The organism is Parabacteroides sp. AF19-14, assembly GCF_003635485.1.
Classification (GTDB): domain Bacteria; phylum Bacteroidota; class Bacteroidia; order Bacteroidales; family Tannerellaceae; genus Parabacteroides; species Parabacteroides distasonis.
On the sequence record NZ_QTMJ01000001.1, the window covers coordinates 284,560 to 310,637 of the forward strand.

21 protein-coding genes, 1 tRNA gene and 1 pseudogene are annotated in these 26,078 nt (G+C 46.2%); 12 read left to right on the plus strand and 11 right to left on the minus strand.

Going from position 1 to position 26,078, the window contains the following annotated elements; all coding sequences use genetic code 11:
- Positions 1 to 57 precede the first annotated feature (57 nt).
- On the plus strand, positions 58 to 903 hold the full coding sequence (locus tag DWX33_RS01225; RefSeq protein WP_122377407.1) for a histidinol-phosphatase: 846 nt from the start codon (positions 58 to 60) through the stop codon (positions 901 to 903).
- Here the strand turns inward: DWX33_RS01225 and DWX33_RS01230 are convergent.
- The 3 genes from DWX33_RS01230 to DWX33_RS01240 form a co-directional block, all read right to left on the minus strand.
- Complete coding sequence (locus tag DWX33_RS01230; RefSeq protein WP_122379701.1) at positions 900 to 1,472, minus strand: cob(I)yrinic acid a,c-diamide adenosyltransferase; 573 nt, start codon at positions 1,470 to 1,472, stop codon at positions 900 to 902. The two genes, DWX33_RS01225 and DWX33_RS01230, sit on opposite strands and share 4 nt — an antisense overlap.
- A gap of 140 nt (positions 1,473 to 1,612) precedes the next feature.
- Positions 1,613 to 2,767, minus strand: a complete 1,155-nt coding sequence (gene dnaJ / locus DWX33_RS01235) for a molecular chaperone DnaJ (protein ID WP_005856657.1) — start codon at positions 2,765 to 2,767, stop codon at positions 1,613 to 1,615.
- A 30-nt stretch (positions 2,768 to 2,797) separates the two neighbouring features.
- Complete coding sequence (locus DWX33_RS01240) at positions 2,798 to 3,382, minus strand: nucleotide exchange factor GrpE (protein WP_005862085.1); 585 nt, start codon at positions 3,380 to 3,382, stop codon at positions 2,798 to 2,800.
- Between the two features lie 216 nt (positions 3,383 to 3,598).
- Between DWX33_RS01240 and DWX33_RS01245 the strand changes: the two genes are divergently transcribed.
- The 3 genes from DWX33_RS01245 to corA are packed head-to-tail and all read left to right on the plus strand — an operon-like array spanning position 3,599 to position 8,605.
- Positions 3,599 to 5,029, plus strand: coding sequence for a DUF4136 domain-containing protein (locus tag DWX33_RS01245; protein WP_005862083.1), 1,431 nt, complete (start codon positions 3,599 to 3,601; stop codon positions 5,027 to 5,029).
- A gap of 15 nt (positions 5,030 to 5,044) precedes the next feature.
- Positions 5,045 to 7,513, plus strand: a complete 2,469-nt coding sequence (locus tag DWX33_RS01250) for an endonuclease MutS2 (protein ID WP_008772073.1) — start codon at positions 5,045 to 5,047, stop codon at positions 7,511 to 7,513.
- Positions 7,514 to 7,528: 15 nt separating this feature from the next.
- Positions 7,529 to 8,605, plus strand: a complete 1,077-nt coding sequence (corA, locus tag DWX33_RS01255; RefSeq protein WP_008772072.1) for a magnesium/cobalt transporter CorA — start codon at positions 7,529 to 7,531, stop codon at positions 8,603 to 8,605.
- Positions 8,606 to 8,614: 9 nt separating this feature from the next.
- Here corA and DWX33_RS01260 read toward each other — a convergent pair whose 3' ends face one another.
- Positions 8,615 to 9,214, minus strand: coding sequence for a recombinase family protein (locus DWX33_RS01260; protein ID WP_005856646.1), 600 nt, complete (start codon positions 9,212 to 9,214; stop codon positions 8,615 to 8,617).
- A 111-nt stretch (positions 9,215 to 9,325) separates the two neighbouring features.
- Between DWX33_RS01260 and DWX33_RS01265 the strand changes: the two genes are divergently transcribed.
- Positions 9,326 to 10,414: a winged helix DNA-binding domain-containing protein gene (locus DWX33_RS01265; protein ID WP_122379742.1), complete on the plus strand. Its 1,089-nt coding sequence runs from the start codon at positions 9,326 to 9,328 to the stop codon at positions 10,412 to 10,414.
- On the opposite strand, the gene DWX33_RS01270 is transcribed toward DWX33_RS01265, so the two are convergent.
- Together DWX33_RS01270 and DWX33_RS01275 are read right to left on the minus strand one after the other, a co-directional pair.
- Entirely contained in the window at positions 10,376 to 10,651 is a 276-nt protein-coding gene (locus DWX33_RS01270; RefSeq protein ID WP_122115036.1) for a zinc ribbon domain-containing protein, read from the minus strand. The genes DWX33_RS01265 and DWX33_RS01270 overlap by 39 nt on opposite strands.
- Before the next feature lie 6 nt (positions 10,652 to 10,657).
- Positions 10,658 to 11,275, minus strand: a complete 618-nt coding sequence (locus DWX33_RS01275; RefSeq protein WP_005862072.1) for a helix-turn-helix domain-containing protein — start codon at positions 11,273 to 11,275, stop codon at positions 10,658 to 10,660.
- Positions 11,276 to 11,475: 200 nt separating this feature from the next.
- On the opposite strand from DWX33_RS01275, the gene DWX33_RS01280 reads away from it, so the two are divergent.
- Positions 11,476 to 11,994: a cupin domain-containing protein gene (locus DWX33_RS01280; protein ID WP_199713237.1), complete on the plus strand. Its 519-nt coding sequence runs from the start codon at positions 11,476 to 11,478 to the stop codon at positions 11,992 to 11,994.
- Between the two features lie 202 nt (positions 11,995 to 12,196).
- On the opposite strand, the gene DWX33_RS22450 is transcribed toward DWX33_RS01280, so the two are convergent.
- Positions 12,197 to 12,370 (minus strand): hypothetical protein, encoded by a 174-nt coding sequence (locus DWX33_RS22450; protein WP_005856636.1) that lies wholly within the window; start codon positions 12,368 to 12,370, stop codon positions 12,197 to 12,199.
- A 215-nt stretch (positions 12,371 to 12,585) separates the two neighbouring features.
- Here DWX33_RS22450 and DWX33_RS01285 point away from each other — a divergent pair, with 215 nt between their 5' ends.
- Complete coding sequence (locus tag DWX33_RS01285) at positions 12,586 to 13,794, plus strand: hexokinase (RefSeq protein WP_122379702.1); 1,209 nt, start codon at positions 12,586 to 12,588, stop codon at positions 13,792 to 13,794.
- A gap of 223 nt (positions 13,795 to 14,017) precedes the next feature.
- Here DWX33_RS01285 and DWX33_RS01295 read toward each other — a convergent pair.
- Positions 14,018 to 14,302: pseudogene (locus tag DWX33_RS01295) on the minus strand (response regulator transcription factor); the annotation flags it as partial.
- Between the two features lie 117 nt (positions 14,303 to 14,419).
- Here DWX33_RS01295 and DWX33_RS01300 point away from each other — a divergent pair.
- Positions 14,420 to 15,616 carry a PLP-dependent aminotransferase family protein gene (locus DWX33_RS01300; protein ID WP_005856630.1) on the plus strand — a complete coding sequence of 399 codons (1,197 nt, stop codon included), beginning with the start codon at positions 14,420 to 14,422 and terminating at the stop codon, positions 15,614 to 15,616.
- Here DWX33_RS01300 and DWX33_RS01305 read toward each other — a convergent pair.
- Complete coding sequence (locus DWX33_RS01305; protein WP_008772066.1) at positions 15,604 to 17,025, minus strand: PLP-dependent aminotransferase family protein; 1,422 nt, start codon at positions 17,023 to 17,025, stop codon at positions 15,604 to 15,606. The two genes, DWX33_RS01300 and DWX33_RS01305, sit on opposite strands and share 13 nt — an antisense overlap.
- 425 nt (positions 17,026 to 17,450) lie before the next feature.
- Positions 17,451 to 17,523 (minus strand) — tRNA-Lys (locus DWX33_RS01315).
- Between the two features lie 495 nt (positions 17,524 to 18,018).
- On the opposite strand from DWX33_RS01315, the gene ettA reads away from it, so the two are divergent.
- The 4 genes from ettA (at position 18,019) to DWX33_RS01335 (ending at position 24,280) form a co-directional block, all read left to right on the plus strand.
- Positions 18,019 to 19,707, plus strand: a complete 1,689-nt coding sequence (ettA, locus tag DWX33_RS01320) for an energy-dependent translational throttle protein EttA (RefSeq protein ID WP_005856590.1) — start codon at positions 18,019 to 18,021, stop codon at positions 19,705 to 19,707.
- Positions 19,708 to 19,733: 26 nt separating this feature from the next.
- The gene (locus DWX33_RS01325) at positions 19,734 to 20,387 is read left to right on the plus strand and encodes a DUF1080 domain-containing protein (protein ID WP_036651046.1); all 654 of its coding nucleotides are present in this window, start codon (positions 19,734 to 19,736) and stop codon (positions 20,385 to 20,387) included.
- A 131-nt stretch (positions 20,388 to 20,518) separates the two neighbouring features.
- Complete coding sequence (gene glyA / locus DWX33_RS01330; RefSeq protein ID WP_005856586.1) at positions 20,519 to 21,799, plus strand: serine hydroxymethyltransferase; 1,281 nt, start codon at positions 20,519 to 20,521, stop codon at positions 21,797 to 21,799.
- 129 nt (positions 21,800 to 21,928) lie between these two features.
- Complete coding sequence (locus DWX33_RS01335; protein ID WP_122369843.1) at positions 21,929 to 24,280, plus strand: family 20 glycosylhydrolase; 2,352 nt, start codon at positions 21,929 to 21,931, stop codon at positions 24,278 to 24,280.
- Positions 24,281 to 24,482: 202 nt separating this feature from the next.
- On the opposite strand, the gene DWX33_RS01340 is transcribed toward DWX33_RS01335, so the two are convergent.
- Positions 24,483 to 26,018, minus strand: coding sequence for a carbon-nitrogen hydrolase family protein (locus tag DWX33_RS01340; RefSeq protein WP_005868392.1), 1,536 nt, complete (start codon positions 26,016 to 26,018; stop codon positions 24,483 to 24,485).
- Positions 26,019 to 26,078 lie beyond the last annotated feature (60 nt).

Sequence of the window (26,078 nt, forward strand, 5' to 3'; positions counted from 1 at the left end):
AAGGCCACATCCGGGCAAGATGATCTGGATGTGGCTTTTTAATCACTAAGAACAATCATGCAACTCAGTAACTACCATAGTCATTGTACTTTTTGTGATGGAAGAAGTATTCCGGAGGATTTCGTGAGATTCGCCATAACACACGGGTTCCGTGCGTACGGTTTTTCCTCCCACTCGCCGCTTCCGTTCGAGACCTTCTGGAATATGTCTAAAGACGATATGCCGGAGTATCTGCAAGAGATAAAACGACTGAAACAGAAATACAGCGATCAACTAGAAATATATGCCGGTCTGGAGATTGATTATCTGGACGAGACCTATAACGCCTCGATCCCCTATTTCCAAGAGTTGCCTTTGGACTACCGGATCGGTTCCATCCATTTCTTGCCCGTATCAGAGCGTCTGGTCGAAGAGAACATGGTCTGTATAGACGGCTCATTCAGGGAATACGCCCACTCCGTGGAGCGTCATTTCGAGGGAGATGTCCGGTTGCTTGTCAAGCGTTTCTTCGATACCACGATGAAAATGATAGAGGCCGGAGGCATCGATATCGTCGGGCATATGGATAAGATCTATATGAACGGACAGAAGTACGAGATCTTCAATTTTGAGGAGGATTGGTATCGGAAGCCTTTTGAGGCTTGTCTGGATCTGGTTCAGGAGAAAGGATTGATGGTAGAGGTCAACACCAAGAACTGGACCAAGAAAAAAGAGCTTTACCCCCGTGTGGAATACCTATCACGGATGCGGGAAATGAATATCCCTGTCATGGTGAACTCCGATTGCCATTATCCGGATTTGGTGAACGACGGTCGCAAGGAGGCTTTCAAGTTGCTGAAGCAAGCCGGCTTCAAGTCCACCCGTGAGCTCGTGAAAGGCAAATGGCAAGATATCGCCCTCTAGGATTTATTTTTCCGCTTATACAGGAAGGATTGCCAACGTTCCTCGGCGTTCCCTTGGCGAAACATGTCATAACGTGCCATCGTAAAGAACAGATCCGATAAACGATTCACGAACGCCATGATCCCGGCAGGAACCGGGTCTTTCCGATTCAATGTCCACAAGCGGCGTTCGGCCCTGCGGGTGATCGTACGGGCCAATTGGAGGTGCGCCGAAACAGGTGTGCCTCCCGGAAGGATAAAATACCCGTTATCCTCCATCTGGGCGGATAGATCATCGATATGGGACTCACAAAAGACGGTCAAATCATCGGGAAGCGGATTCGGATTCTTATCACGGATCGCCGATGGTGTCGCCACATGAGACATCACGGCCATCATCTCACGCTGTATCCTACCCAGCAACACCTGCCATTCATGATCGGGAGACAGCAACGTACGGACAATGCCGATCTCGGCGTTCAACTCATCCAACGTCCCATTCGCCTCAATACGGATGTCATCCTTATCGACACGCTCACCGCCATGTATGCCGGTTTTTCCTTTATCTCCTCCACGGGTATATATTCTCATAGGATACTCATTTTAGGACTTATGAAAAAAGACTACCGTATTCCGGCGATAAACACTATAGTATTCATTTCCAAACACTACTGTGTTTATCCACGAATGCTATAGTGTTCTCACACGAACACAGTAGTCTTTCCTATTCGTTAATCAAAGAAGTGCTTAAACTTACTGAAGATTTTCTCTTTCATCGTCTTATTAGGCTGGAAGTTCGGTGAATTCTCCAATCCGTTCAGCGTCTCTTTCTCCGTAGACGACAAAGTCTCGGGGATATATACACTCACGTTCACCAACAAATCGCCCGTACCATAACTATTGATGGAAGGAAGTCCTTTATTACGCAAACGAAGCACCTTACCCGGCTGTGTACCCGGCTCGATCTTCAATTTCGCCTTTCCGTCGATGGTCGGGACCTCTACCGTGGCTCCCAAGGCTGCTTGCGGAACACTCAATAGCAGGTTGTATAACAGATCGTTCTCATCACGAATCAACTCCGGATGCGGTTCCTCCTCGATAAGGATCAATAAGTCGCCGTTGATTCCACCATGTCGTGCGGCGTTGCCTTTACCATTCATGGAGAGCTGCATGCCCTCGGCTACACCGGCAGGGATATTGATCGTGATAATCTCATCGTCGCGAACGACGCCCTCACCGTTACACTCCGTACATTTCTTGACAACGATCTTGCCCTCGCCACCACAAGTAGGACAAGTCGTCTGCGTCTGCATCTGCCCAAGGATCGTGTTGGCGATACGGGTAACGACACCGCTACCTTTACACGTATCACACGTCTTCACACCCTCCGAGCCTTCCGCCCCGCTACCGTGACAATGCGAACAAGGCACATACTTCTTCACCTTGATCTTCTTTTCCACGCCGTTAGCGATCTCTTTCAGGTTCAGCTTCACCTTCACACGCAAATCCGATCCACGGTTCACACGGCGTCCTCCACGAGAACCGCCGAAACCACCGAAGCCACCAAAACCGCCAAAATGTCCACCAAAGATGTCGCCGAACTGGGAGAAGATATCCTCCATGGACATACCACCACCGAAGCCGCCACCTTGTGAAGCCCCGCCGACACCCGCATGGCCGAATTGGTCATAACGCTGACGCTTTTGCGGATCGCTCAACACGTCGTATGCCTCTGCCGCCTCCTTAAAGTTCTCCTCCGCTTGCTTATCGCCCGGGTTCTTATCCGGGTGGAATTGTATCGCCTTCTTACGGTACGCTTTCTTTATCTCATCCGCCGATGCATTCTTCTCAACGCCCAGCACTTCATAGTAATCCCTTTTAGCCATCCTTGTATTTGTTATTTGCCGATTTTCCGATTATTCTCCCACTACTACTTTAGCGTGACGTATTACCTTGTCAAATAAGGTATATCCAGTTTGTACGCAATCCAATACCTTGCCCTTCATGTCCGGTTCCGGAGCGGGAATCGTAGCGATAGCCTCAAACTCCTCCGTGTTGAACGGCTTACCTATGGCCTCGATCGGCTTTACGCCTTGCTGAGACAGATAGCCCATGAACTTACCGAAAATCAAGTCCACGCCTTCTTTAACGGCCTCTACATCCTCAGCCGTGCGGACGTTCTGCAAAGCACGCTCGAAATCGTCGATAATAGGAAGAAGGTTCTTTAACGCACCCTCGCCGCCAGTCTTGATCAAATCGGCCTTCTCACGCATCGTACGTTTACGGTAATTGTCAAACTCCGCCATCAAGCGCAGGTGGGAATCGTTCAATTCGTTATATTTCTTTTGCAAGGCTTCCACCTCGCCCGACACATTGTCAGAGCCGGCAGTTTCATCTGCCGCATTTGACTGTTCTTCCTGCAAATTTGTCGCTTCCTCATTATTCACGTTTTCGTTTTTTGAAGCGTTTTCTTTTTTCTCGTTTGGATTCATCTTGCTCATAATCTATCTGATTTTTTTCATTACTAACTAATTGTAAGCGAAATACGGTACCACATAAATACCCTTAAAAAGTATATACACAGCATCCATATCAAGTTCATACACTATTATAGCAGCAAATATATTGCCAACTATTCCACCACATCAAAAATATCTTTACCTTTGCCTATGTTTTAAACGAAACAGGTATTTTTAGAGTAAATAAAATTCCAGAATATGATGAGAAGTGTGATTTTATCAACGTTGCTATTAGTATTGGCGGTCTGTACGGTTTCCGCCCAAAACAGGAATACATCCATCTGCCGACTAGGCTTCACATACGATATCAGCCAGAGCAAGAACTGGGGAAATAACAAGCCGGTCATTAAAAGCGTCATCCCTTATTCATCCGCCGAGCAAGCAGGTATTAAGAAATACGACGTGATCGAGGAGATCAACGGTGTACCTGTGACGGAAATATCTGTCGATGAGATCCCACAACTGCTGAATCCCGCCGGAAGAAACGATGTCCTATTGACTATCAGCAACCTTTCCTCTCCTTCTAAACAAGTATTGGTAAAGAAGGACTGCAAGAAAAGTAACGCCATCACGGAAGACCAGCTGGCGTCCGCCTATGCGATGTATAGCTTGGAGACAACCAATGAGCAAGAATTCGTATGCCCGTTCAAGACTACTGTCACATCCGACGGCGTAGATTTCGGTAACTTCAAGACATTCGCCTTCTCGACCATCGACGAGAATAACCGTAAACTGGAAACGGTCATCAACGAATGCATCGAGAACGAGTTGACCAAAAAAGGACTTACGGTTGATATCGCGAAGCCGGATTTATTGATACAGACTTTCTATTTTTTCGATAAGAACCCGAACTATCTGGGAGCGAATAAAGTATTGGTAGAAAAAGAACCGACTTACCGGTACAACTTCTCGCACAGTAAGATGGAGAAATTCCCGTTCTTGAATTACGCCGCCGCCGAAGCGGAAGCCGAATATCTGTTGCAATTCGGTATCCGTATCATCGATCAAAAAGATATCCCCGGACGTGTACTCTGGGAATGTGAGGCGAACGAGTTGCTGGAAGACTCTTATCGTTTAGACGAATACGCCCGGGTGCATGTCCCGTTGATGTGTATGCAATACCCATACACGAAATACGGACGTAACGTACCGTTCAAGGTGAGCAAGAAGACCTATAATTATACGGGGATCAGCTACGATATCGATAAATTGGATCAAGTGGTTGACGTAGATCGTAACTCTCCCGCTTATGCGGCAGGCATCCGTCCCCGTGACATTATAGAAAAGATCGGCCGCCATAAGATGGATCATTCGGCAGAGGAGTTCTCATCCGCCTACAAACGCTTTATCACGAACACGATGCAATATCGTGATCCGAAGACGATGTTTACGGACGCGAACGGTTTCAAATATTGCATGTTTTGGGACGTATTCAAATATCCCCAAATAGCGGATGCGTCGCAAAGCTCCGATTACTTGCCGGCGTTCTCTTATTTATACTATTTCGCCCCTTATATTAATCCGTCCGGCAACAACGCCTGTACATTTAATATAAAGCGTGGCAAGACAAAATTAGAAGTAATTATCCGTCCTACCATTCGCTCTGAAGTGACGGTAGAGATCAAATAAAGATTTTACAAACACGTGATATATCCACAAAATTTTGAACAAAAGACGGGCTTTGATAAGATCCGTCACTTAATCACAGAAAAATGTTTAAGCCCGCTCGGGGAAGAGCGGGTAGCGGAGATGGGATTCTCCGCCGATTTCGAGGTCGTATCCAAGCGATTGGAACAAACCGATGAGTTTATCCGTATCTTACACGGAGACACGGAATTCCCCGCCAGTTATTTCTTCGACGTGCGCTATTCCTTGAAACGGATTCGGCCGGAAGGTACTTGGCTGGATGAACGGGAGTTGTTCGACCTCAAACGTTCCTTGCAAACGATCAATGACATCGTACGCTTCTTCAAGCCCATGGACGATGAGGAAATCAAGTATCCGGCCTTGACTGAATTGGCGGGAGATATCTTTGTCTTCCCCCAATTGATTGGAAAGATCGATAGCATCCTCGATAAATTCGGCAAGGTCAAGGACAGTGCTTCCTCCACCCTATCGCAAATCCGCAGGGAAATGACGATCACGATGAGCGGTATATCCCGCAGCCTGCAATCCATCCTCCGTGCGGCTCAATCGGACGGGGTTGTCGATAAGGACGTGACACCGACCATGCGCGACGGTCGTTTGATGATCCCGGTAGCCCCGGCCTTCAAACGAAAGATAAAAGGTATCGTACATGATGAGTCCGCCAGTGGCAAGACGGTCTTTATAGAGCCAGAGGTGGTCGTGGAAGCGAATAACCGCATCCGGGAACTGGAAGGGGAAGAACGCCGGGAAATCATTAAGATACTGACGGAATTCACGAACGTGATCCGTCCTTTAGCTCCGGATATCCTACAATCTTACGAGTTTCTTGCCGACATTGACTTCATTCGTGCGAAAGCGTTATTCGCGGAGCAAGTCAAGGCGATCAAGCCGATCGTGGAGGATAAGCGACAAATGGATTGGGTACGTGCCGTGCATCCGCTCTTATTCCTGTCTTTACAGAAACAGGGCAAGCAGGTAGTTCCCCTCGATATCGAGCTGACCGAGGGAAAACGGATCTTGATCATATCCGGTCCGAACGCCGGTGGTAAATCCGTTTGCCTGAAAACGGTCGGATTACTTCAATACATGTTGCAATGTGGTTTATTGATTCCTTTGCATGAGCGATCAAGAACCGGGATCTTCGAGCATATATTCATCGATATAGGCGATGAGCAAAGCATCGAGAACGATTTGAGTACCTACAGTTCCCACCTTACCAACATGAAGTATTTCGTGAAGAATTGTAACGAGCGGACCATTATCCTAATCGATGAGTTCGGTAGCGGTACGGAACCCCAGATTGGCGGCGCTATCGCCGAGGCTTTATTGGATCGCTTCAACCGGAATCATAGCTTTGGGGTAATCACGACCCACTACCAGAATTTGAAGCATTTCGCCGAGGATACGGAGGGTATCGTAAACGGTGCCATGTTGTACGACCGCCATTTGATGCAGCCCTTGTTCAAGCTTTCTATCGGAAACCCGGGTAGCTCTTTTGCCGTAGAGATCGCACGCAAGATCGGTCTGCCCGAGGACGTGATAGCCGACGCTTCCGCGAACGTCGGAGCGGATTATATCAATATGGACAAATACCTGCAAGATATCGTACGCGATAAACGGTACTGGGAAAGCAAACGGCAGAATATCCGTCAGCAGGAGAAAAAACTGGAAGATGTCACTTCCCGTTATGAACAAGACTTGGAAGCCGTAAACAAGCAACGGAAAGAGATCATCCGGGAGGCAAAGGCCGAGGCCCAACGTATTCTAGCGGAGGCTAACGCCAAGATCGAGAATACCGTCCGTGAGATCAAGGAGGCCCAAGCGGAAAAAGAACAGACCAAACTGGCCCGCAAAGCCTTGGAAGAGTTCAAGAACTCCGTCATGGCGACCGAAGAAGAAGACGATAAGATCGCACGCAAGATGGCGAAGCTCAAGGAACGGAACGAACGGAAGAAACAGAAACAAAAAGTGACGGCCCAGCCGATATTTAATAAAGAGGTGATAGAGGTCGGCGACAATGTACGCCTTAAAGGGCAGGTTTCCGCCGGAACCGTTATGGAACTACAAGGAAAGCAGGCCGTAGTAGCATTCGGGATGATCAAAAGCACGGTTAAGCTGGAGCAGTTGGAAAAGGTAAGCAAAGGCCAGATCAAACGGGAAATCCAGAAAAGCACGTTCGTCAGCTCCCAGACCACTGACAATATGCATGAGAAGAAGATAAACTTTAAGCAAGAAATCGATGTGAGAGGAATGAGGGGCGATGAGGCATTGCAAAGCGTGACTTATTTTATCGACGACGCCATTCAAGTCGGGGCAGGCAAGGTTCGCATCTTACATGGAACCGGTACGGGTATCTTACGTCAGCTAATCCGGGATTATCTGCGCACGGTTCCCGGTGTCCGTCGTTTTCAAGACGAGCATGTGCAGTTCGGAGGCGCCGGCATCACCGTTGTTGAATTCGATTAAAAAGAGATCCTTATTATGAGACGGAATGAATATACACACAGGAGAAGACATATATCCAACCGGCATTTATCGGACAAGTATTATTACGCCGGCGAACATGAGACAGCAACCGGCATCCGTCTCACGCAATACAACGAACAATCTTTGCATACGAAAGAGGTGCGGATAACCGACACCTCTTTCAGCAAACTATCCGACCCGGATCAGATCAATTGGTTCGAGGTTAGCGGATTGACCAACGCGGATGCCATTACCCGTATCGTAAAAGATTTCGGACTGCATAATCTGGACGCTAAGGATATCTTGACTCCCCAACACGTGGTCAAGGTAGAGGAATACAAAGGACGAATGCTTATCGTATTAAACTCCTGCTATTACGATGTCAATAACGAGATGCGGTCTGAGCACATCAGTATACTGGTAGCGAACAATACGGTTATCACTTTTACGGAAAGCAACAACCCCGTATTCGAGGCCGCTCATAAAGCGCTACTATCCAACATGCTGAACATCCGGAAAAAAGGCAGTGGATTGCTGCTCGCTTTCCTTCTAAACACCATCATAGCGAATCTAGTAGAATCCGCCTCAAAGGTAGAAGAGATACTAGAGGATATAGAAGAGACTTTGCTCGATCCTAAGAACGATCAGGGTAATATGGGTTCCCTAATCCAACAACACCGCCATGAGTACATGATTATCCGTAAGAATAGCCTACCGCTGAAAGATCAATTCTCAAAACTATTACGAACAGAGAACGGGATTATCACCCCGGATATCCTGCCGATCTATAATGACCTGCAAGACCAACTCCAATTCGTTATCCAAACAACGGAAAGCTGCCGGGAAATCACCTCTTCCCTTGTCGATCTTTATATATCCAATAACGATCTTAGGATGAACGCCATCATGAAACGGCTGACGATTGTCTCCACCCTTTTCATCCCTTTGACATTCTTGGTGGGCGTATGGGGTATGAACTTCAAGATAATGCCGGAATTGGATTGGCGTTACGGTTATTTCATAGCTTGGGCCGTCATGATAGCTACCGGAGTATTGACTTGGCTATATATGAAACGAAAGGATTGGTATTAAAACCAATCCTTACGATCTGAAGAATTTCTTCCTATACTTATAAAAAGTATTCTTAGAGACGTTGAAATGCTCGCAAATCGATCCTACCGATTCTCCCCGCTCCAACATGTTCATGATCTCCCCCTTATGGGCGTCTAAGAAGAACAACTTGGATTCCGAGCCTTTAGGACGTCCCAACCGCTTTCCCGTACTTTTCACCTGTTCCAAGGCGTCTTTTGTACGTATGGAAACCAGACTGTGATCAATCTCGTCTACTTGCTTGAAGACATTAATCATCAATTGGCGATCCATCCGGTCATCGAATATATAACGGTCGTTTATACAATAGACCGTCACGTCCTTCTCCATGCAAACGGTAAGTATCCCCATCAACTCATATAAGGTAAGACACAAACGGGTAATATCCGATACGATCAAGGCATCCCCTTTCTTCAAGCGTTCGAGAACAAGTTTTAACTTTGGTCCCGGCTGTTTCGCTTTCTCTCCGGATACTTCCATGACCCATTTATCCACATGGATATCTTTGGCCGCGGCAAAAGAAGAGATCTCTTCCCTTTGAATATCCAAGTGTTGCCGGTCTGTAGCCACATTTAAATACGCTATCGTCATAAATTTCACTAATTGTTTCTAGCGTGAAGGTACAAAAAGAATGAGTATATCTTCAAGATTATGGGATGTTTAACGCTTTATTTCGTACATTTGCGTTTATATTCATATATTATGATAACACATATACGAGTAGCTAGCCAACAATTGGAACAACCCCGATTCGAGTCCCCGAAAGAGTTGGTCTCTTGGATGGGCGCTATCCAGGCGCAGGAGTATGAGATGGCCAAATGGGCGATCGGTATTCGCTTGAGATCCTCTTCCCTTGAAAAGGTAAATGAGGCTTTGTACAAAGGTGATATTCTACGTACCCATGTGATGCGTCCTACTTGGCATTTCGTGGCCGCCGAGGATATCCGTTGGATGCTTATGCTATCTTCCGAGCGTATCAAGGCTGCCGTTATGTCGTACGCCAAGGGACATTTCGGGAAGATAGAAAAAACGCTGTTCACAAGATGCCTAGATCAGATCGGAAAGATACTGGAAGGATACAAAAGCCTGACCAAACAAGAAGTAACGGCGGAATTGCAAAAATCCGGGATTTTGCCCACCATAGATCACGTAAACCTTTTCCTTACATGGGGTGAGGTGGAAGGCATCGTCTGTAGCGGGATCGATAAAGGAAAGAAAACGACTTACGCCTTATTGGACGAACGTGTCCCTCCTACTCGTGAACTTTGCAGGGAAGAGGCTCTGGCGAGATTGGCATCCAGATATTTTCAAAGCCACTCCCCTGCCCAGTTACAAGATTTTGTTTGGTGGTCCGGGCTAACCGCTACCGAGTGTAGGCTCGCTATCAATCTGATCAAGGCGGAGTTAATGACCGAGACGTTCGATTCCCGTGAATATTTCATCCACCAATCATGGAAAGGAAAAAATGAGAGCGAACCTGTACTGCGTCTCCTCCCCGCCTTCGATGAATACTTGATCAGTTACAAAAACCGCACGGACGTATTGCCGCTAGAACATCATCCAAAAGCGTTCAACCGATTCGGCACCTTCTACCCGGTTATCTTGTATAACGGAAAGATAATAGGTAATTGGAGCCGCTCCATTAAAAAAAACACCATTCAAATAGAAATGGACTTTTTCGAGAAGAAGCCCCGCATTCCAGTGAAACTAATCCAGCAAGCCGAAGCGCAGATAGACGCTTTTTATAGAGGCTTATTGTACTGCCCAGCGCTTCAATGTCGGGAAAAATAATTTCATATTCGCTACGGCCTCCTCTTTCGTATAATGAAGGTCCGCATCTTTATTGAACTCATCGACAAACTGGACACAATGATCGATCATCTGATCCATCGTACAGTCCATCGTGAAGGCCCCGTCCTTATAACAATAGCAACAATATTCCTCATTCTTGCTTCCGTCATGGTTCGTTCCTAACTCCTCATTCTTTTGCAGCGGCATACCGCAGCTTTGGCAAAATTTTGTTTCCATACTAATTTATTTTATAGGTATATAAATCTTTGTCACTTGCGTATCGTCATCCTCTTCCGAATAACTCACATATTCCTCAAACGCCATTCCATGCCGCTTGGTATAATTGAAATCTATATTTATAGTATTATATAGTTCTTGTAATCCCGCATAACTACCTTTTAAGGTATAAACCGCATATTTTCCTTTCTGCAAACGAATCGTACCGAACATCCCCGATGGAATAATCTCCTTCCCGACCGAAGCATTACTCCACTTCTCGGTCTCTTCTCTCAGACGTGCTCGCAACTTATCCATATAAGCTTTCGGAGATACGCTGAATTGTTTCTTGAACGCTTTCGAGAAAGATTGGGGGTTATCATAGCCTACCCGACTCGCTAGATCTGCCAGACTCATATCTTCCGTATGCATATATAGAACCGCTCGCTCTACACGTTGCCTTGCCACATAAGCATATAATGACTCATTCAAGGCTCCTTTCATAATACGTAGTAGCTGCCGCTCGGACACGTTTACCTGCCCGGCTATTATATCCAGTCGTAAAGGGAGATGCAAATTCGCATTGATATAATCAATTACTTGATTAATTTTCCGTTGATATATGTTTTCCGTATCAGGCTTCATCCTATAGATTCTTATGATGACAAAAATACATAATCCCAACAGACTAACAATTGTCCAATCTCGCCAATTTGAGATTTCCCCTATATTTATTTAAAAGCCATCAACTTCAAGATTCTATAGATTGTAAAATCAGTAATTCTGTTACACTTATCAGTAATTGGTATACAAAAGCAATGGAATATCTTAAATAATTTTGTAATATGAATAAAATCAAGAAAACAAATATGAATATAAAGAAAATAACCATTGCCATGTTGATCACATTAATCTCCATTGGCAATATAAACGCACAAGAAATGAAAACTGAAATTCCAAAAATTAGTGAATTCCCTACAGGAAATGAAAACACCGGGTTTGAACAATATTTCTCGGGGAAGTCTTGGCTGGCGCCATTAACAAGCAATAAGGATTTAAACGTACCAATGTTTAACGTAACGTTTGAACCTAACTGCCGAAACAACTGGCACACGCATACAGGAGGGCAGATACTCATCGCCGTAGGTGGTGTGGGTTATTATCAAGAACGAGGTAAAAGCGCCCGTCGTTTACTACCCGGGGATGTTGTCGAAATCGCACCAAACATAGAGCATTGGCACGGCGCCTCACCGGACAGTTGGTTTTCGCATATCGCCGTAGAATGTAATCCCCAAACCAATAAAAACACTTGGCTTGAGCCGGTAAGTGATGAGGAATATGGGAAGGCCGTAAATGATAAGTAGTAGATTTTCCTTATCGTTTACACAAACCGAGCCTAAAAGACACTCCGGTTTCCCCTAGAAGAAACTGCAGTTTCTATCCTAGCGGGAAACTGTAGTTTCCTAAGAAAGAAATACAAAGAAACTATAATATACTAGTAAACAGAATATTGAATAATATATTCTCATCCTATGCCCTGTATATAAGACATTCTTCTCACAAAATTCAATCCGTGCAATTAATATCATTAACAGATTCATTCTCATACGCAGACTTTTGTGATTTTATAAATATATCACGGTACTCATCAAGTAAGTTAATGTCCTGCAAATCATTAACGCCTAAAATCTCACGGATTAAATCCGCCTTGCCTGCTTCTATCTCCACTTTCGGTATCATATATCTTAATTTAGATTAATAAATAAAATCATCTGTTTGGTGTTTTAAACAGACATCGTCACCCTTTTGTTTATACAAAATTTAAATTTAACACGACAAATTTTACAGTATCCGAAATTTATCCCCTTAACTTAATCAACCAATAAGGATAGTCAAATCCCTTTCTAAATTGTTATTCACTAACAAGGATATTTCAAAATCAAAAAATCAATCTTATGGAGAAAAATATTTTCTGGTTAGAAAATGACCAACTCAAAGAGATAGCCAGTTCATTTCGGGAAAAGGTTGAAGAGGGATTAAAACATGAAAATGCGGAGATACAATGCATACCGACTTTTATCTCTCCCAAAACCTCTGATATTAATGGAAAAGCATTGGTTCTCGATTTAGGAGGAACCAACTATAGAGTAGCGACCGTCGATCTTGGACAAGGATCACCAACCATCCATCCCAACAATGGGTGGAAAAAAGACATGTCGATCATGAAATCACCGGGATATACTCGTGAGGAGCTATTTAAAGAATTAGCCGATATGATTGTCGGGATAAAACGGGATGAGGAAATGCCAATCGGCTATTGTTTTTCTTATCCAGCAGAATCCGTACTCAGTGGAGACGCCAAATTGTTACGTTGGACAAAAGGAGTCGACATTAAAGAAATGGTAGGGCAATTAGTAGGTAAACCACTTCTCGACTACCTAAACGAACATTGTAAAATCAAATTTACAGGTATTAAAGTATTAAACGATACTATCGCCAGCTTGTTTGCCGGCCTAACCGACAATAGCTATGACGCCTATATCGGTCTGATCGTAGGAACAGGCACCAACATGGCCACTTTCATTCCGGCGGATAAAATAAAGAAATTAGATCCGAGCTATAATATACAAGGCTTAGTCCCTGTCAACCTAGAGTCGGGTAACTTCCATCCTCCATTCCTCACGACAGTCGATGATACGGTTGACGCCATTTCAGGCAGCCTTGGAAAACAGCGGTTTGAGAAAGCGGTTTCGGGTATGTATCTAGGCGATATATTGAAAGCGGCTTTCCCTTTGGATGAGTTTGAGAATAAATTCGATGCCCAAAAATTGACCGCTATCATGAACTATCCGGATATTCACAAGGACGTATATGTAGATGTAGCTCATTGGATCTACAACAGATCAGCACAATTAGTCGCCGCATCGCTACTGGGCCTTATTCAGTTACTAAGATCATATAATAAAGATATACAAAAAATCTGTCTAGTAGCCGAAGGCAGTCTATTTTGGAGCGAGAATAGAAAAGATAAAAACTATAACATTCTTGTTCTGGAGAAATTACAAGAACTCCTTAATGAATCCGCATTAGCGGATGTCGAAATCCATATCAACAATATGAATAACGCAAACTTGATAGGAACAGGTATAGCGGCGCTCTCTTGAAATCAATATGAATGAAGTGAATCTTGAACTATAAAATTACGTTTTTCAAAATAAATAGAAAGTGCGGGTATTCTTTACATACGATACCCGCACTACTTTTTCCGCAGAAAAATGATTGTATAATTCACTCATAGCGCATCGCACAAATGGATTCAGCCCCAGAGGATGAAATATAACCGCAATCATATCAATATTAGCTAGTGGTTTGGATTGGATATCGTAATCAATAGAGAATACCGAAATTTTCCGCCTTATTGATAGCTTCGATCGCATTATCTACATTTAGCTTTGCCAATATATTCTTTCGGTGATTATTTACCGTATAAATACTAAGATTTAGCTTATAAGCGATCTCTTTGCTCAGAAAACCTTGCCGAATTAATATTAGTATTTCTTTCTCACGCTTGGTTAATTGAGGTTCGGCTAGAATAACTGTCGACGCAAGTATCAGTCCTGTCTTTCTATTGATAACTGTCCGTTTAATTCTTTCGGTAGGCGATACAATCGGGATAATACTTGGTTCCGAAAATCTGTACCCGCTGATATTGTGCAAATTGTATCTGTTCTCATTTATCTATTATGCTTTACTTTGCATTATTTTAGTTTTCAAATATATTTAATGATTATGAAGTTGAAATTTGCCAAGAGAATGTCTTATATAAAGGCTTCGGAAATAAGAGAAATACTCAAAGTTACAGAACGGGAAGATGTTATTTCATTTGCTGGTGGACTACCTGCCCCTGAGCTATTCCCCATAGATGAAATTAACAAAATGAATCAGGTCGTTTTGCAAGAAGCAGGAGCAAAAGCTCTTCAATATACGACTACTGAAGGGTATTATCCTTTACGTGAATGGATTGCCAAACGAATGAATGAACGCTTAGGGACATCGTTTGATAAGGATAATATTCTTATAACTCACGGTTCGCAACAAGGATTAGATTTATCCGGAAAAGTATTTCTGGACGATGGTGATATCGTATTGTGTGAAAGCCCCACCTATTTAGCAGCAATTAGCGCATTCAAATCATATGGGAGTGGCTTCATTGAAATTCCAACAGATGAAGAAGGCATGGATATGGCTACTTTGGAAGAGGTACTGAATAATACTCAAAATATAAAACTAATATATGTAATACCAACCTTTCAAAATCCCACTGGAAAAACATGGAGTTTGGAAAGACGAAAAAAACTGGCTGAACTATCTGCTTTATATGATATTCCTGTTATTGAAGATAACCCTTATGGAGAATTAAGGTTTGAAGGAGAGTCTTTACCCTCTATAAAGTCTTTTGATAAGGTAGGTAATATCTTATGTACTGGTAGTTTTTCTAAAATCTTTTGTCCGGGCTTTCGGATTGGGTGGATTGCAGGTGATAAAGATATTATCCGCAAGTATGTGTTAGTTAAGCAGGGCACTGATTTGCAGTGTAACACAATAGCTCAAATGACTATTGCCGAATATCTAAAACGATATGATATTGATGAGCATATTAGCAAAATAGTAGAAGTCTACAGAAAACGCAGAGATATAGCTTTAGAATGTATTGAACGCTATTTTCCTAATGACATAAAATATACTCATCCTCAAGGCGGGTTATTTACTTGGATTGAATTACCCGAAAATATTTCAGCGCATGACATCCTGCAAAAATGCATTGAACAGAAAATAGCCTTTGTACCCGGCAGTTCATTTTATCCTGTTGAGCACAAAGAAAATACATTTAGAATAAATTACTCTAATATGCCAGAAGATAGAATCATGAAAGGACTTCAAGTAATAGGGGAAGTACTAAAGGAATACATACATCAGTTAAAGTGATTTTTAATTATATCTCCCAATTGTTTTAAACGTTCTTCAAGAAGTGGAGTCCATCGTTGTCCATAGCTTAAACGCATACAATTGGTATATTGCTCTTGTAATGTAAACATACGTCCGGGGGCTATGCTTATTTTTCGCTGCATAGCCCGATAATAAAGTTCTGTTGTATCAATCTGTTTGTCTAATTCCACCCAAAGCATAAATCCTCCTTGTGGAGTAACAATTTTTGTATTCTCGGGGAAGTAATCCATGATGGAATGGGCAAAATGAATACTGTTTGCGTATAATTCTTGTCGCAGTTTACGTAAATGGTTTTCGTATCTGTCATTCTCCATGAAATTGGCAACCGCTTCTTGATTAAGCGCAGGCGTAGAAATAAGGTGAATATTCTTTTGGCGAATAATAGCATGTTTAAATTTGCCGGGAGCAATCCATCCTACCCGATACCCCGGCGCTAATGTTTTAGATACCGCACCACACCATAAAACAAGCCCCTTCTTGTCAAAAGCCTTGCAGGGCTTAGGACGTGAATTACCAAAAAATAAATCACCATATAAATCATCCTCGATCAAAGGTATATCATATCCGGCCAGCATATCAACAACTACCCTTTTATGTTCATCAGGCATACAACTTCCCAATGGGTTATTAAAGTTGCTTATAAGCAGGCAAGCTTTAATTTGTGGTAAAACTTTTTTCAGCGCATCTGGATCAATCCCTGTTACTGGATTGGTAGGTAATTCCAATATACGCAACCCCATACTATTGGCTAATTGTAACATTCCAAAATAGACCGGACTTTCAACCGCAATAGTATCTCCTACCTTAGTAATTACAGATAAAGCTAAAGCAACCGCATTAGTAACTCCAGCAGTTGTCACTATATCATCTTCTGTCAAGTTTCCCTTCCAACTATACGTAAAACGAGCTATAGATTTACGTAATCGCATATTTCCCTGTGTTTCATCATACCGGGTTCCATTACCCGGAAGTGCCTGCATAGCTCTTATAAGTTCTTTATTAAGTTTTGCAATTGGTAATAAAATATCTTCGGGCATTCCTAATGAAAATCGAGTGATCGATTTATCTCCTATTTCTAACGAGCTGTATACGTCAGCAATCAAATCTATCACCTCTTTGCTCTCAGGCTTTACAGACGGTTGTGTTGTCGCTGGAACAGATAGGCGTATGGGTTTGTAATTGACAATATACCCTGATTTTGGGCGTGATATTATAAATCCGTCTTTTTCCAATTCATAATATGCCTGAATTGCCGTATTAAGACTTACACCATTTTCATTGCTAATAGTGCGTAAAGAAGGTAGTTTCTCACCAGCTTTCCACACGCCTTTCTTAATTTGACAGGCAATAGTTCTCGCTATTTCTTGATATAGGATTTCTTTTTTCATACTTGTCAGGTGTTATCTGTATCCTGCAAATATACAAAAATCGTGTCTGTATCTGTTTTGGACTTTGAATTACTTTTACAGAATGACTTTTGTATTGCTTTGCTATTCTTAAATAAAAGAAAGGTATTCGAGTAAACAACTGAATTTAAACACCATTAATAAAAAAATCACAGTAAAACAGGTTTCAGATGATAATATCTAAAATCAATACAGAGATTGAAACCTTCTGCATGGATAGTGATTTCCGACAATCGTACCCCCTAATCGTTTTTTGGGGAAGGGGGTACGATTTGGATACTCAACCGTGTCTTTTCGTGCCCCTTTTTTGTCTTTCAGGCAAGACTAAAACATAAAAAAAAGTCCTACAATACGTTGATATTGTAGGACTTGTCTCTTTTTTGTCGCCGTTTGGCTTTGTTCCTATGTGATCCGCCTGGGGCTCGAACCCAGGACCCCAACATTAAAAGTGTTGTGCTCTACCAGCTGAGCTAGCGAATCATCCTGTGCGTTACTTTTGTAATGCGAGTGCAAAGATAGGGGGTTTTATTTTATTATACAAATTTCAAGAGGGATAAATTTTAGTTTTTTCATGGGGAGCAAATGCAAGAAACAAGATATAAGCACTTTACATCACGTATTACAATCATGCATAAACCGGTTACATATCTTCACGAGACGAAGACGAACCACAATCCTAAATCGTTAGGATCACACAACCTAAAGCCACATGATCGCACAGTCCTAACCACAACGCCGCACAACCTCTCCTACCCTTCATTTATGATAACGCTAAAACTCAACTTCCGAGGAATAGCATATCTACCGGCTTCTTGCACAAGAGAATTAAACCGAGTAATCTCCACACGCCAAACTTGGCAATCGGTAGATATCTGATACCTATGATCTTTGTTCATTTGTAAAATAAAAGATATTTACGTAGATTTGTACACCATTATTTTAAGTTAAGGAACCAATTAACACACAAAAAATTATATGGCAGACGATAAGAAGATTATTTTCTCGATGGTAGGCGTGAACAAGATCTTTCCGCCTCAAAAACAGGTTTTAAAGAATATATATCTGTCCTTTTTCTATGGGGCGAAAATCGGAATCATTGGATTGAATGGTTCCGGTAAATCTACGTTGCTGAAGATTATCGCCGGTATCGATAAGGATTATCAAGGAGAGGTGGTCTTCTCCCCCGGGTATTCCGTAGGGTATCTGGAGCAGGACCCTAAGTTGGAGCCGGGCAAGACCGTGAAGGAGATCGTGCAGGAAGGCGTGCAGGAGATCGTGGACACCTTGAAAGAATATGAGGAGGTGAACGAGCGATTCGGCGATCCGGAGGTGCTGGAAGATCCGGATAAGATGGATGCCTTGATCAACCGTCAGGCGGAGTTGCAGGACAAGATCGACGCTACGGACGCATGGAACCTCGACAGCCGTCTGGAACGTGCCATGGACGCTTTGCGTTGTCCGCCGGAGGATCAGGTGGTGGATACGTTGTCCGGAGGCGAGCGTCGTCGGGTGGCCCTTTGCCGATTGCTGCTCCAGCAGCCGGACGTATTGCTGTTGGATGAGCCGACCAACCACTTGGACGCCGAGTCGATCGACTGGTTGGAGCAACATCTGCAACAATATGCCGGTACCGTTATCTGCATCACGCACGACCGTTACTTCCTAGACCACGTGGCCGGATGGATCCTTGAGCTGGATCGTGGCGAGGGTATCCCTTGGAAGGGTAATTACTCCTCTTGGCTAGACCAGAAGACGAAGCGTATGGCTCAAGAAGAGAAGCAAGTCAGCAAGCGCCGTAAGACCTTGGAGCGTGAGCTGGAATGGATCAATATGGCGCCGAAGGCCCGTCACGCCAAGGGTAAGGCACGTCTGAACTCGTACGAGGCCCTCTTGAACGAGGACCAGAAGGAGCGTGAGGCTAAGCTGGAGATCTTCATCCCGAACGGCCCTCGCTTGGGCAATAAGGTGATCGAGGCACAGCATGTGGCGAAGGCGTTCGGCGATAAGCTGCTGTTCGATGATTTGAACTTCATGCTTCCCCCGAACGGTATCGTGGGAGTCATCGGGCCAAACGGTGCCGGTAAGACTACCTTATTTAAGATGATCATGGGCATGGAAAGCATCGACAAGGGGACCTTCGAGGTGGGCGAGACCGTACAAGTAGGTTACGCCGACCAGACCCATAAGGATATAGACCCGAAAAAGACCGTTTACCAAGTCGTATCCGGCGGACAAGAATTCATCCGTATGGGCGGCAAGGAGGTGAACGCACGCGCTTACCTGTCTAAATTCAATTTCGCGGGAGCGGATCAAGAGAAGCTATGCGGCGTACTCTCCGGAGGAGAGCGTAACCGCCTGCATCTGGCGCTGACGCTGAAAGCGGACGCAAACGTATTGCTGCTCGACGAGCCGACCAACGATATCGACGTGAACACGCTACGTGCCTTGGAGGAGGGGCTGGAGAACTTCGCCGGTTGCGCCGTCGTCGTCTCTCACGACCGTTGGTTCTTGGACCGTATCTGTACCCATATCCTGTCGTTCGAGGGTGATTCCAACGTGGTCTTCTACGAAGGGACCTATTCCGAGTACGAGGAATACAAACGTAAGACCTTGGGCGACGCCGAGCCGAAACGGGTACGCTATCGCAAACTAATCGTTGATTAATCATACTATAAATAGAGTTTAATGCCATGAAAAAAAGAATGCTATCTTTGGCTGTATTAGCCGCTTCCCTCTTCTGTTTCTCCGATGGGGCGAACGCACAGAAGACCGAGAAACTGTTCAACGGGAAAGACCTGTCTAACTGGAATTTCGTAGTCGACAAAAACTCCGTCCCCGCCGATCAGGTCTATTCCGTACGCGACGGTAAGATCTTCATCACCGGCCAGCCTTTCGGCTATATGTACACCAAGGAGAAATACAGCGACTATAAATTGCACGTGGAATGGCGTTGGCCGAATGGGGATTCCAACGCGAACAGCGGCATCTTCCTGCATATCGCAGACCTAAAGAACCCCTTCCCGAACGGGATCGAGTGTAATCTGCAAGCCGGGAGGGCCGGATTGTTCGTACTGCTGGGAGGCTCCGACCTTGTCGAGTACCAGCAACGCCCGGGAGAGGAACGTCCCTTCTTCCCTGTCGTAAAGAACGTGAACCCGTCCAGCGAGAAGCCCGCCGGAGAGTGGAACGAGGCGAACATCTTCGTGAAAGACGGCGTCATCACCGTTTACATCAACGGCGTATACCAGAACACCGGAACCAACAAGGTGAAGGAAGGCCATATCGGGCTACAGAGCGAGGGTAAGGAGGTTGAGTTCAGAAACGTAACCCTCACCAAGTGGTAAGCGGAGCCGTTTCCGGCGCATCTGTAATAATTAAACGGAATCTTTTAAATAGTATTAAAATAATATAGTACATTCGCGAGGATTCCTTTTCAATGAGGAACATATCATTGCAATAACCAATTTAAGAGGTAATGAAAAGAGACAACATCATTTTTGACATTATCGAGAAGGAGCACCAACGCCAATTGAAAGGCATTGAGTTGATCGCTTCCGAGAACTTTGTCAGCGACCAGGTCATGCAGGCCATGGGAAGCTGTCTGACCAACAAATACGCCGAGGGATATCCCGGCAAGCGTTATTATGGGGGTTGCGAGGTAGTAGACCAAAGTGAGACGATCGCTATCGAACGGTTGAAAAAGCTATTCAACGCCGAATGGGCCAACGTGCAGCCTCACTCCGGGGCGCAGGCCAACGCAGCCGTATTTTTCGCCGTATTGAATCCGGGCGACACGTTCCTCGGGTTGAACCTGTCGCATGGCGGACACCTGTCCCACGGTTCACCAGTAAATAGCTCCGGCGTTCTCTATCACGCTACCGAATATAATGTAAAGGAAGATACCGGACGGGTGGACTACGACCAAATGGAGGAAGTAGCCCTTCGTGAGAAACCGAAATTGATCGTTGGCGGTGGTTCCGCTTATTCCCGTGACTGGGATTACAAACGTATGCGTGAGATAGCCGACAAGGTAGGCGCCTTATTGATGATCGATATGGCTCACCCGGCAGGCCTGATCGCCGCCGGTTTACTGAACAACCCGCTGGAGTACGCTCACATCGTAACGTCTACGACGCATAAGACCCTGCGGGGTCCTCGTGGCGGTATCATCCTGCTGGGTAAGGATTTCGAGAATCCTTGGGGCAAGAAGACACCGAAAGGCGAGATCAAGAAGATGTCTCAGTTGTTGGACTCCGCCGTATTCCCGGGTATCCAGGGTGGTCCGCTGGAGCATGTGATCGCGGCCAAGGCCGTAGCCTTCGGAGAGGCTTTGGAGCCGGAATACAAGACGTACCAAGCACAGGTGAAAGCGAACGCCGCCGCTATGGCCAAGGCCTTCACGGACAAAGGGTACAAGATCATCTCCGGCGGTACGGACAACCACAGTATGCTGATCGACCTGCGCACGAAGTTCCCCGACCTGACCGGTAAGGTGGCCGAGAAAGCCTTGGTAGCCGCCGACATCACGGTGAACAAGAACATGGTTCCGTTCGACAGCCGCTCGGCCTTCCAGACCTCCGGTATCCGTGTGGGTACGCCCGCTATCACGACCCGTGGCGCTAAAGAGCCGCTTATGGGCGAGATCGTGGAACTGATCGACACCGTATTGGCCGCTCCCGAATGCGATAAGACCATCGGCGCCGTTCGTGAGAAGGTGAACGGTATCATGAAGGAATATCCTATCTTCGCATGGTAAATAGGAAATTGAGAATTGAGAATTGAAAAGGATGCCAAACGGCATCTTATCTTCAACTCTCAATTCTCTTTTTAAACTCTCAAAAACATCTAAACAATATTCAATTTTCAACTTTCAATTTTTAATTCTATGAAAAAGCTCCTTGCTACAATCTGCGCCGGCGCTGTCTTGGGCCTGATGGCCTCGTGTGATGATGCTCCCGGTAAAGCGAAAGCTTACAACCAAGGTATCAACATCATCCCGACACCGGTCAGCCTTACGCAGAACGAGGGAAACTTCAAGCTAAACAAAAACACGAAGATCTACGCTTCCACCCCGGAGGCGAAAACCGTAGCCGAGTTCTTCGCGGCTAAAATGAACACGGCGACAGGCTACCAGATAGCTACCGCCGACAAAGAGACCTCCGACGGTATCTCGTTGGTTATCGACGGCTCTCTGGACGTAAACGACGAGGGATACACGTTAGACGTAGCCGACAGCGGCGTCCGTATCAAAGCCAAGACCCCTCAAGGTCTTTTCTACGGTATGCAATCGTTCTTGCAATTGCTGCCCGCCGAGATCGAGAGTCCTTCCGCCGTGAAAGGTATCGCATGGACCGCTCCGGCCGTATCTATCAAGGACGAGCCTCGTTTCGGCTACCGTGGTATCATGCTAGACCCCTGCCGCCATTTCATCCCGGTAGAGAATATCAAGAAGCAGCTGGATGTATTGGCCTTGTTCAAGATCAACCGCATGCATTGGCACCTGACCGACGACCAAGGATGGCGTATCGAGATCAAGAAGTATCCGAAACTGACCGAGATCGGCTCTAAGCGCATCGATGGCGAGGGTACCGAGTACGGAGGCTTCTATACCCAAGAGGAGGTGAAGGATATCGTTAAATACGCGGCGGATCGTTTCATCACGATCGTTCCCGAGATAGAGCTTCCGGGACACGAGATGGCCGCTATCGCCGCCTATCCGGAGCTGTCTTGCGAGGGTAAGCAGGGTACTCCCCGTATCATCTGGGGCGTGGAAGACATCGTATTATGCGCCGGGAAGGAAGAGCCCTTCCAGTTCTTCGAGGACGTGATCGCCGAGGTAGCTCCCCTATTCCCGGGCGAGTATTTCCATATCGGAGGCGATGAGTGCCCGAAGACGAGCTGGGAGAAATGCCCGCTTTGTCAGGCCCGTATCCGTAAGGAAGGCTTGAAAGGCGACAACGAACATTCCGCCGAGGAGAAATTGCAGAGCTATTTCGTACAACGCATGGAGAAGGTCGTAAACAAGCACGGCAAGAAGATGATCGGATGGGACGAGATCCTCGAGGGAGGTCTGGCTCCATCGGCCACGGTAATGTCTTGGCGAGGTGAGGAAGGCGGTATCGCCGCCGCTAGCATGAACCACGACGTGATCATGACCCCGGGAAGCGAGGGTATGTATATCGACCAGTTCCAAGGCGACTACAAGATCAACCCGGTATCTATCGGAGGATTCACCACGGCGGAGCGGGTCTATAAATACAACCCCGTCCCCGACACGCTGGCAGCGGCCGGTAAAGGACATTTCATCAAGGGCGTGCAATGCAACGTATGGAGTGAGTACCTTTATAACACGGACATCATGGAGTACCGTATCTATCCTCGTATCCTAGCCCTCTCCGAGATCGCTTGGAGCCCGCTGGACCGGAAGGATTACAAGGACTTCGAACGCCGTCTGGACAACGCTCAGGTTCGCCTAGACGGACACGATATCAACTACTACATCCCGCAGCCCGAGCAACCGAACGGTTCTTGCAACTTCGTGGCTTTCACGGACAAGGCTACCATGACATTCACCACGAACCGTCCGATGAAGATGGTCTACACGCTGGATGGCACCGAGCCTACCCCGGAATCTACCGTATATACGGCTCCTTTCGACATCACAGAGACTACGACCGTGAAGATCGCTTCCGTGTTGCCTTCCGGCAAGATGGGTAAGCCTCGCACGATCCTCGTGGAGAAACAAACGCTGGCTCCCGCCAAGGAGGTAGCCAAGACGACCCCGGGCCTCGACATGGAGGTATTCGATGGCATGTACCTAAGCGTAAATAATCTGGAGGCCGCTCAGAAGACCGGTAAGAAACAGGTTATCAAGACAACCCGTGAACTGACCAACCAAGTGCCCGCCCCCGAATCCATGCGAGGCGTGAAGCAATACGCCGCTATCGCTACCGGCTACGTGAATATCCCGGAGGATGGCGTTTATTACATCTCTTCGGATTTAGAGGAGGTATGGATCGACGGCAAGTTGATGGTCAATAACGGTGGCGAGGTAAAACGCTTCTCCCGTCATGACACCTCCGCGGCCTTGGCAAAAGGCTTGCACGAGATCAAGCTGGTATTCCTTGGACACATCATCGGAGGTTGGCCTTCCAACTGGAACGACGGCAGCGTACAACTCCGTAAATCGGATGCCGAGAAATTCACGCCGATCACGGCTGAGATGCTAAGTCATTAAGATCATTTCCGAAGGGGGGAAGCGAGCGATCCTCCCCCCGATATAAACCGCAGGGGCGGGATTCGTCCGCCCTCCCACGCATACACGGCACGGGAGGCGGACAGATCCCGCCCCTACTGCATTCTTCCGGCGAATATAATTGTGTTTAATAGCGAACACTACTGTGTTCAACCATGAATACTATTGTGTTCAACCGCAAACACTACTGTTTTTTTACCCTCAACTCATACAAGTCGTGGCGACGGTCCCGAAGGTTACGCACGCTACCATACGTATGCAACTCGTTGAGCAAATCAAGATCCACGTCCGATACAAGGATCATCTCCGTATTCGGGGTTGCCTCCGCACGCTTGCCATCGGTAGGGAAAGCGAAATCGCAAGGCGTGAACACACCCGACTGGGCGTACTGTATATCCATATTATGCACACGAGGCAGGTTGCCCACGCTGCCCGCTATCACCACGAAGCACTCGTTCTCGATCGCCCGGGCTTGGGCACACACACGAACCCGAGAGTAACCGTTCTGCGTATCCGTAAGGAAAGGCACGAAGAGGATCTGCATCCCTTGGTCGGCCATGATACGGGAAAGCTCCGGGAATTCCACGTCATAACAGATCAGCACGCCGATCCGGGCGCAATCCGTATCAAACGTCTTCACCATCTTCCCGCCCGAGAGTCCCCAGCTCTTCTGCTCGTCCGGGGTGACATGTACCTTCTCGTACATCTCGTAGGAGCCGTCACGACGGATCAGGTATCCCACGTTATATAGCGCCCCGTCCTCCTTCAGCAAAGGCATGCTACCGGTGATGATATTGATATTGTAACTGATGGCGAGGTTCACGAATCGCTCACGGATCTCCTCGGTGTACTGTGCCAGCCCACGGATGCTCTGCGCCTCCCCCAGATGGTTGAACTTGGCCATCAGCGGAGCGTTGAAATACTCGGGGAAAAGGACGAAGTCGCTCTTGTAATCGGACACGGCGTCGACGAAGAACTCCACCTGCTCGAACACGTCGTCCAGTGTCTTATAAGGCCGCATCTGCCATTGTACCAGACCGACACGCACGGTTGTCTTCTTATCCACGTAATCCGTCGTAGGCGGCTGGTAATAGATATTATCCCATTGCAGCAGGGTAGCGCAATGCTTCGACTCCTCGTCGTTCGGCAAGTAGTTCATCATCACTTTCCGCACGTGGAAATCGTTGGAGAGCTGGAAGGTGAGCACCGGGTCGTAGATCTGACGTGAGCGCACCTTCTCGATGTATTCCTTCGGACGCATATGATCGGCGTATTTATAATAGTTCGGGATACGTCCGCCGAACATGATCGCCTTCAGGTTCAACTTCTCGCACAGCTCCTTCCGGTACTCGTACATACGGCGGGCCAGCCGGAGGCCCCGGTAGTCCGGATGGATGAACACCTCTATACCATATAATATATTCCCGTTCGGGTTATGCGTGCTGAACGTCTCGTTGCCCGTTACCTTGGCGTAGGTATGATCCCCTTTCACCATGTCATAATCCACGATGATGGAGAGGGCGCATCCTACGATCCGGTCATCCACCAGCGTCACGACCTGTCCCTCGGGAAATATCCGTATCAACGTCTCGATCTGCTTGCGGGTCCAGAAAACATCCTTGTCGGCGTATACCCTCTTGAAAGATTGCGACAACTGCGTATAGTCCTCAAGCTGCAAACTTCGGAGCTCTACCTTGTTTATCTTATGCATTGGTTCCATAACACATTTTTTTTGTTAAAGTCGCCGCGAAGTTAGGATAAATACAGATAAAGTGTACCG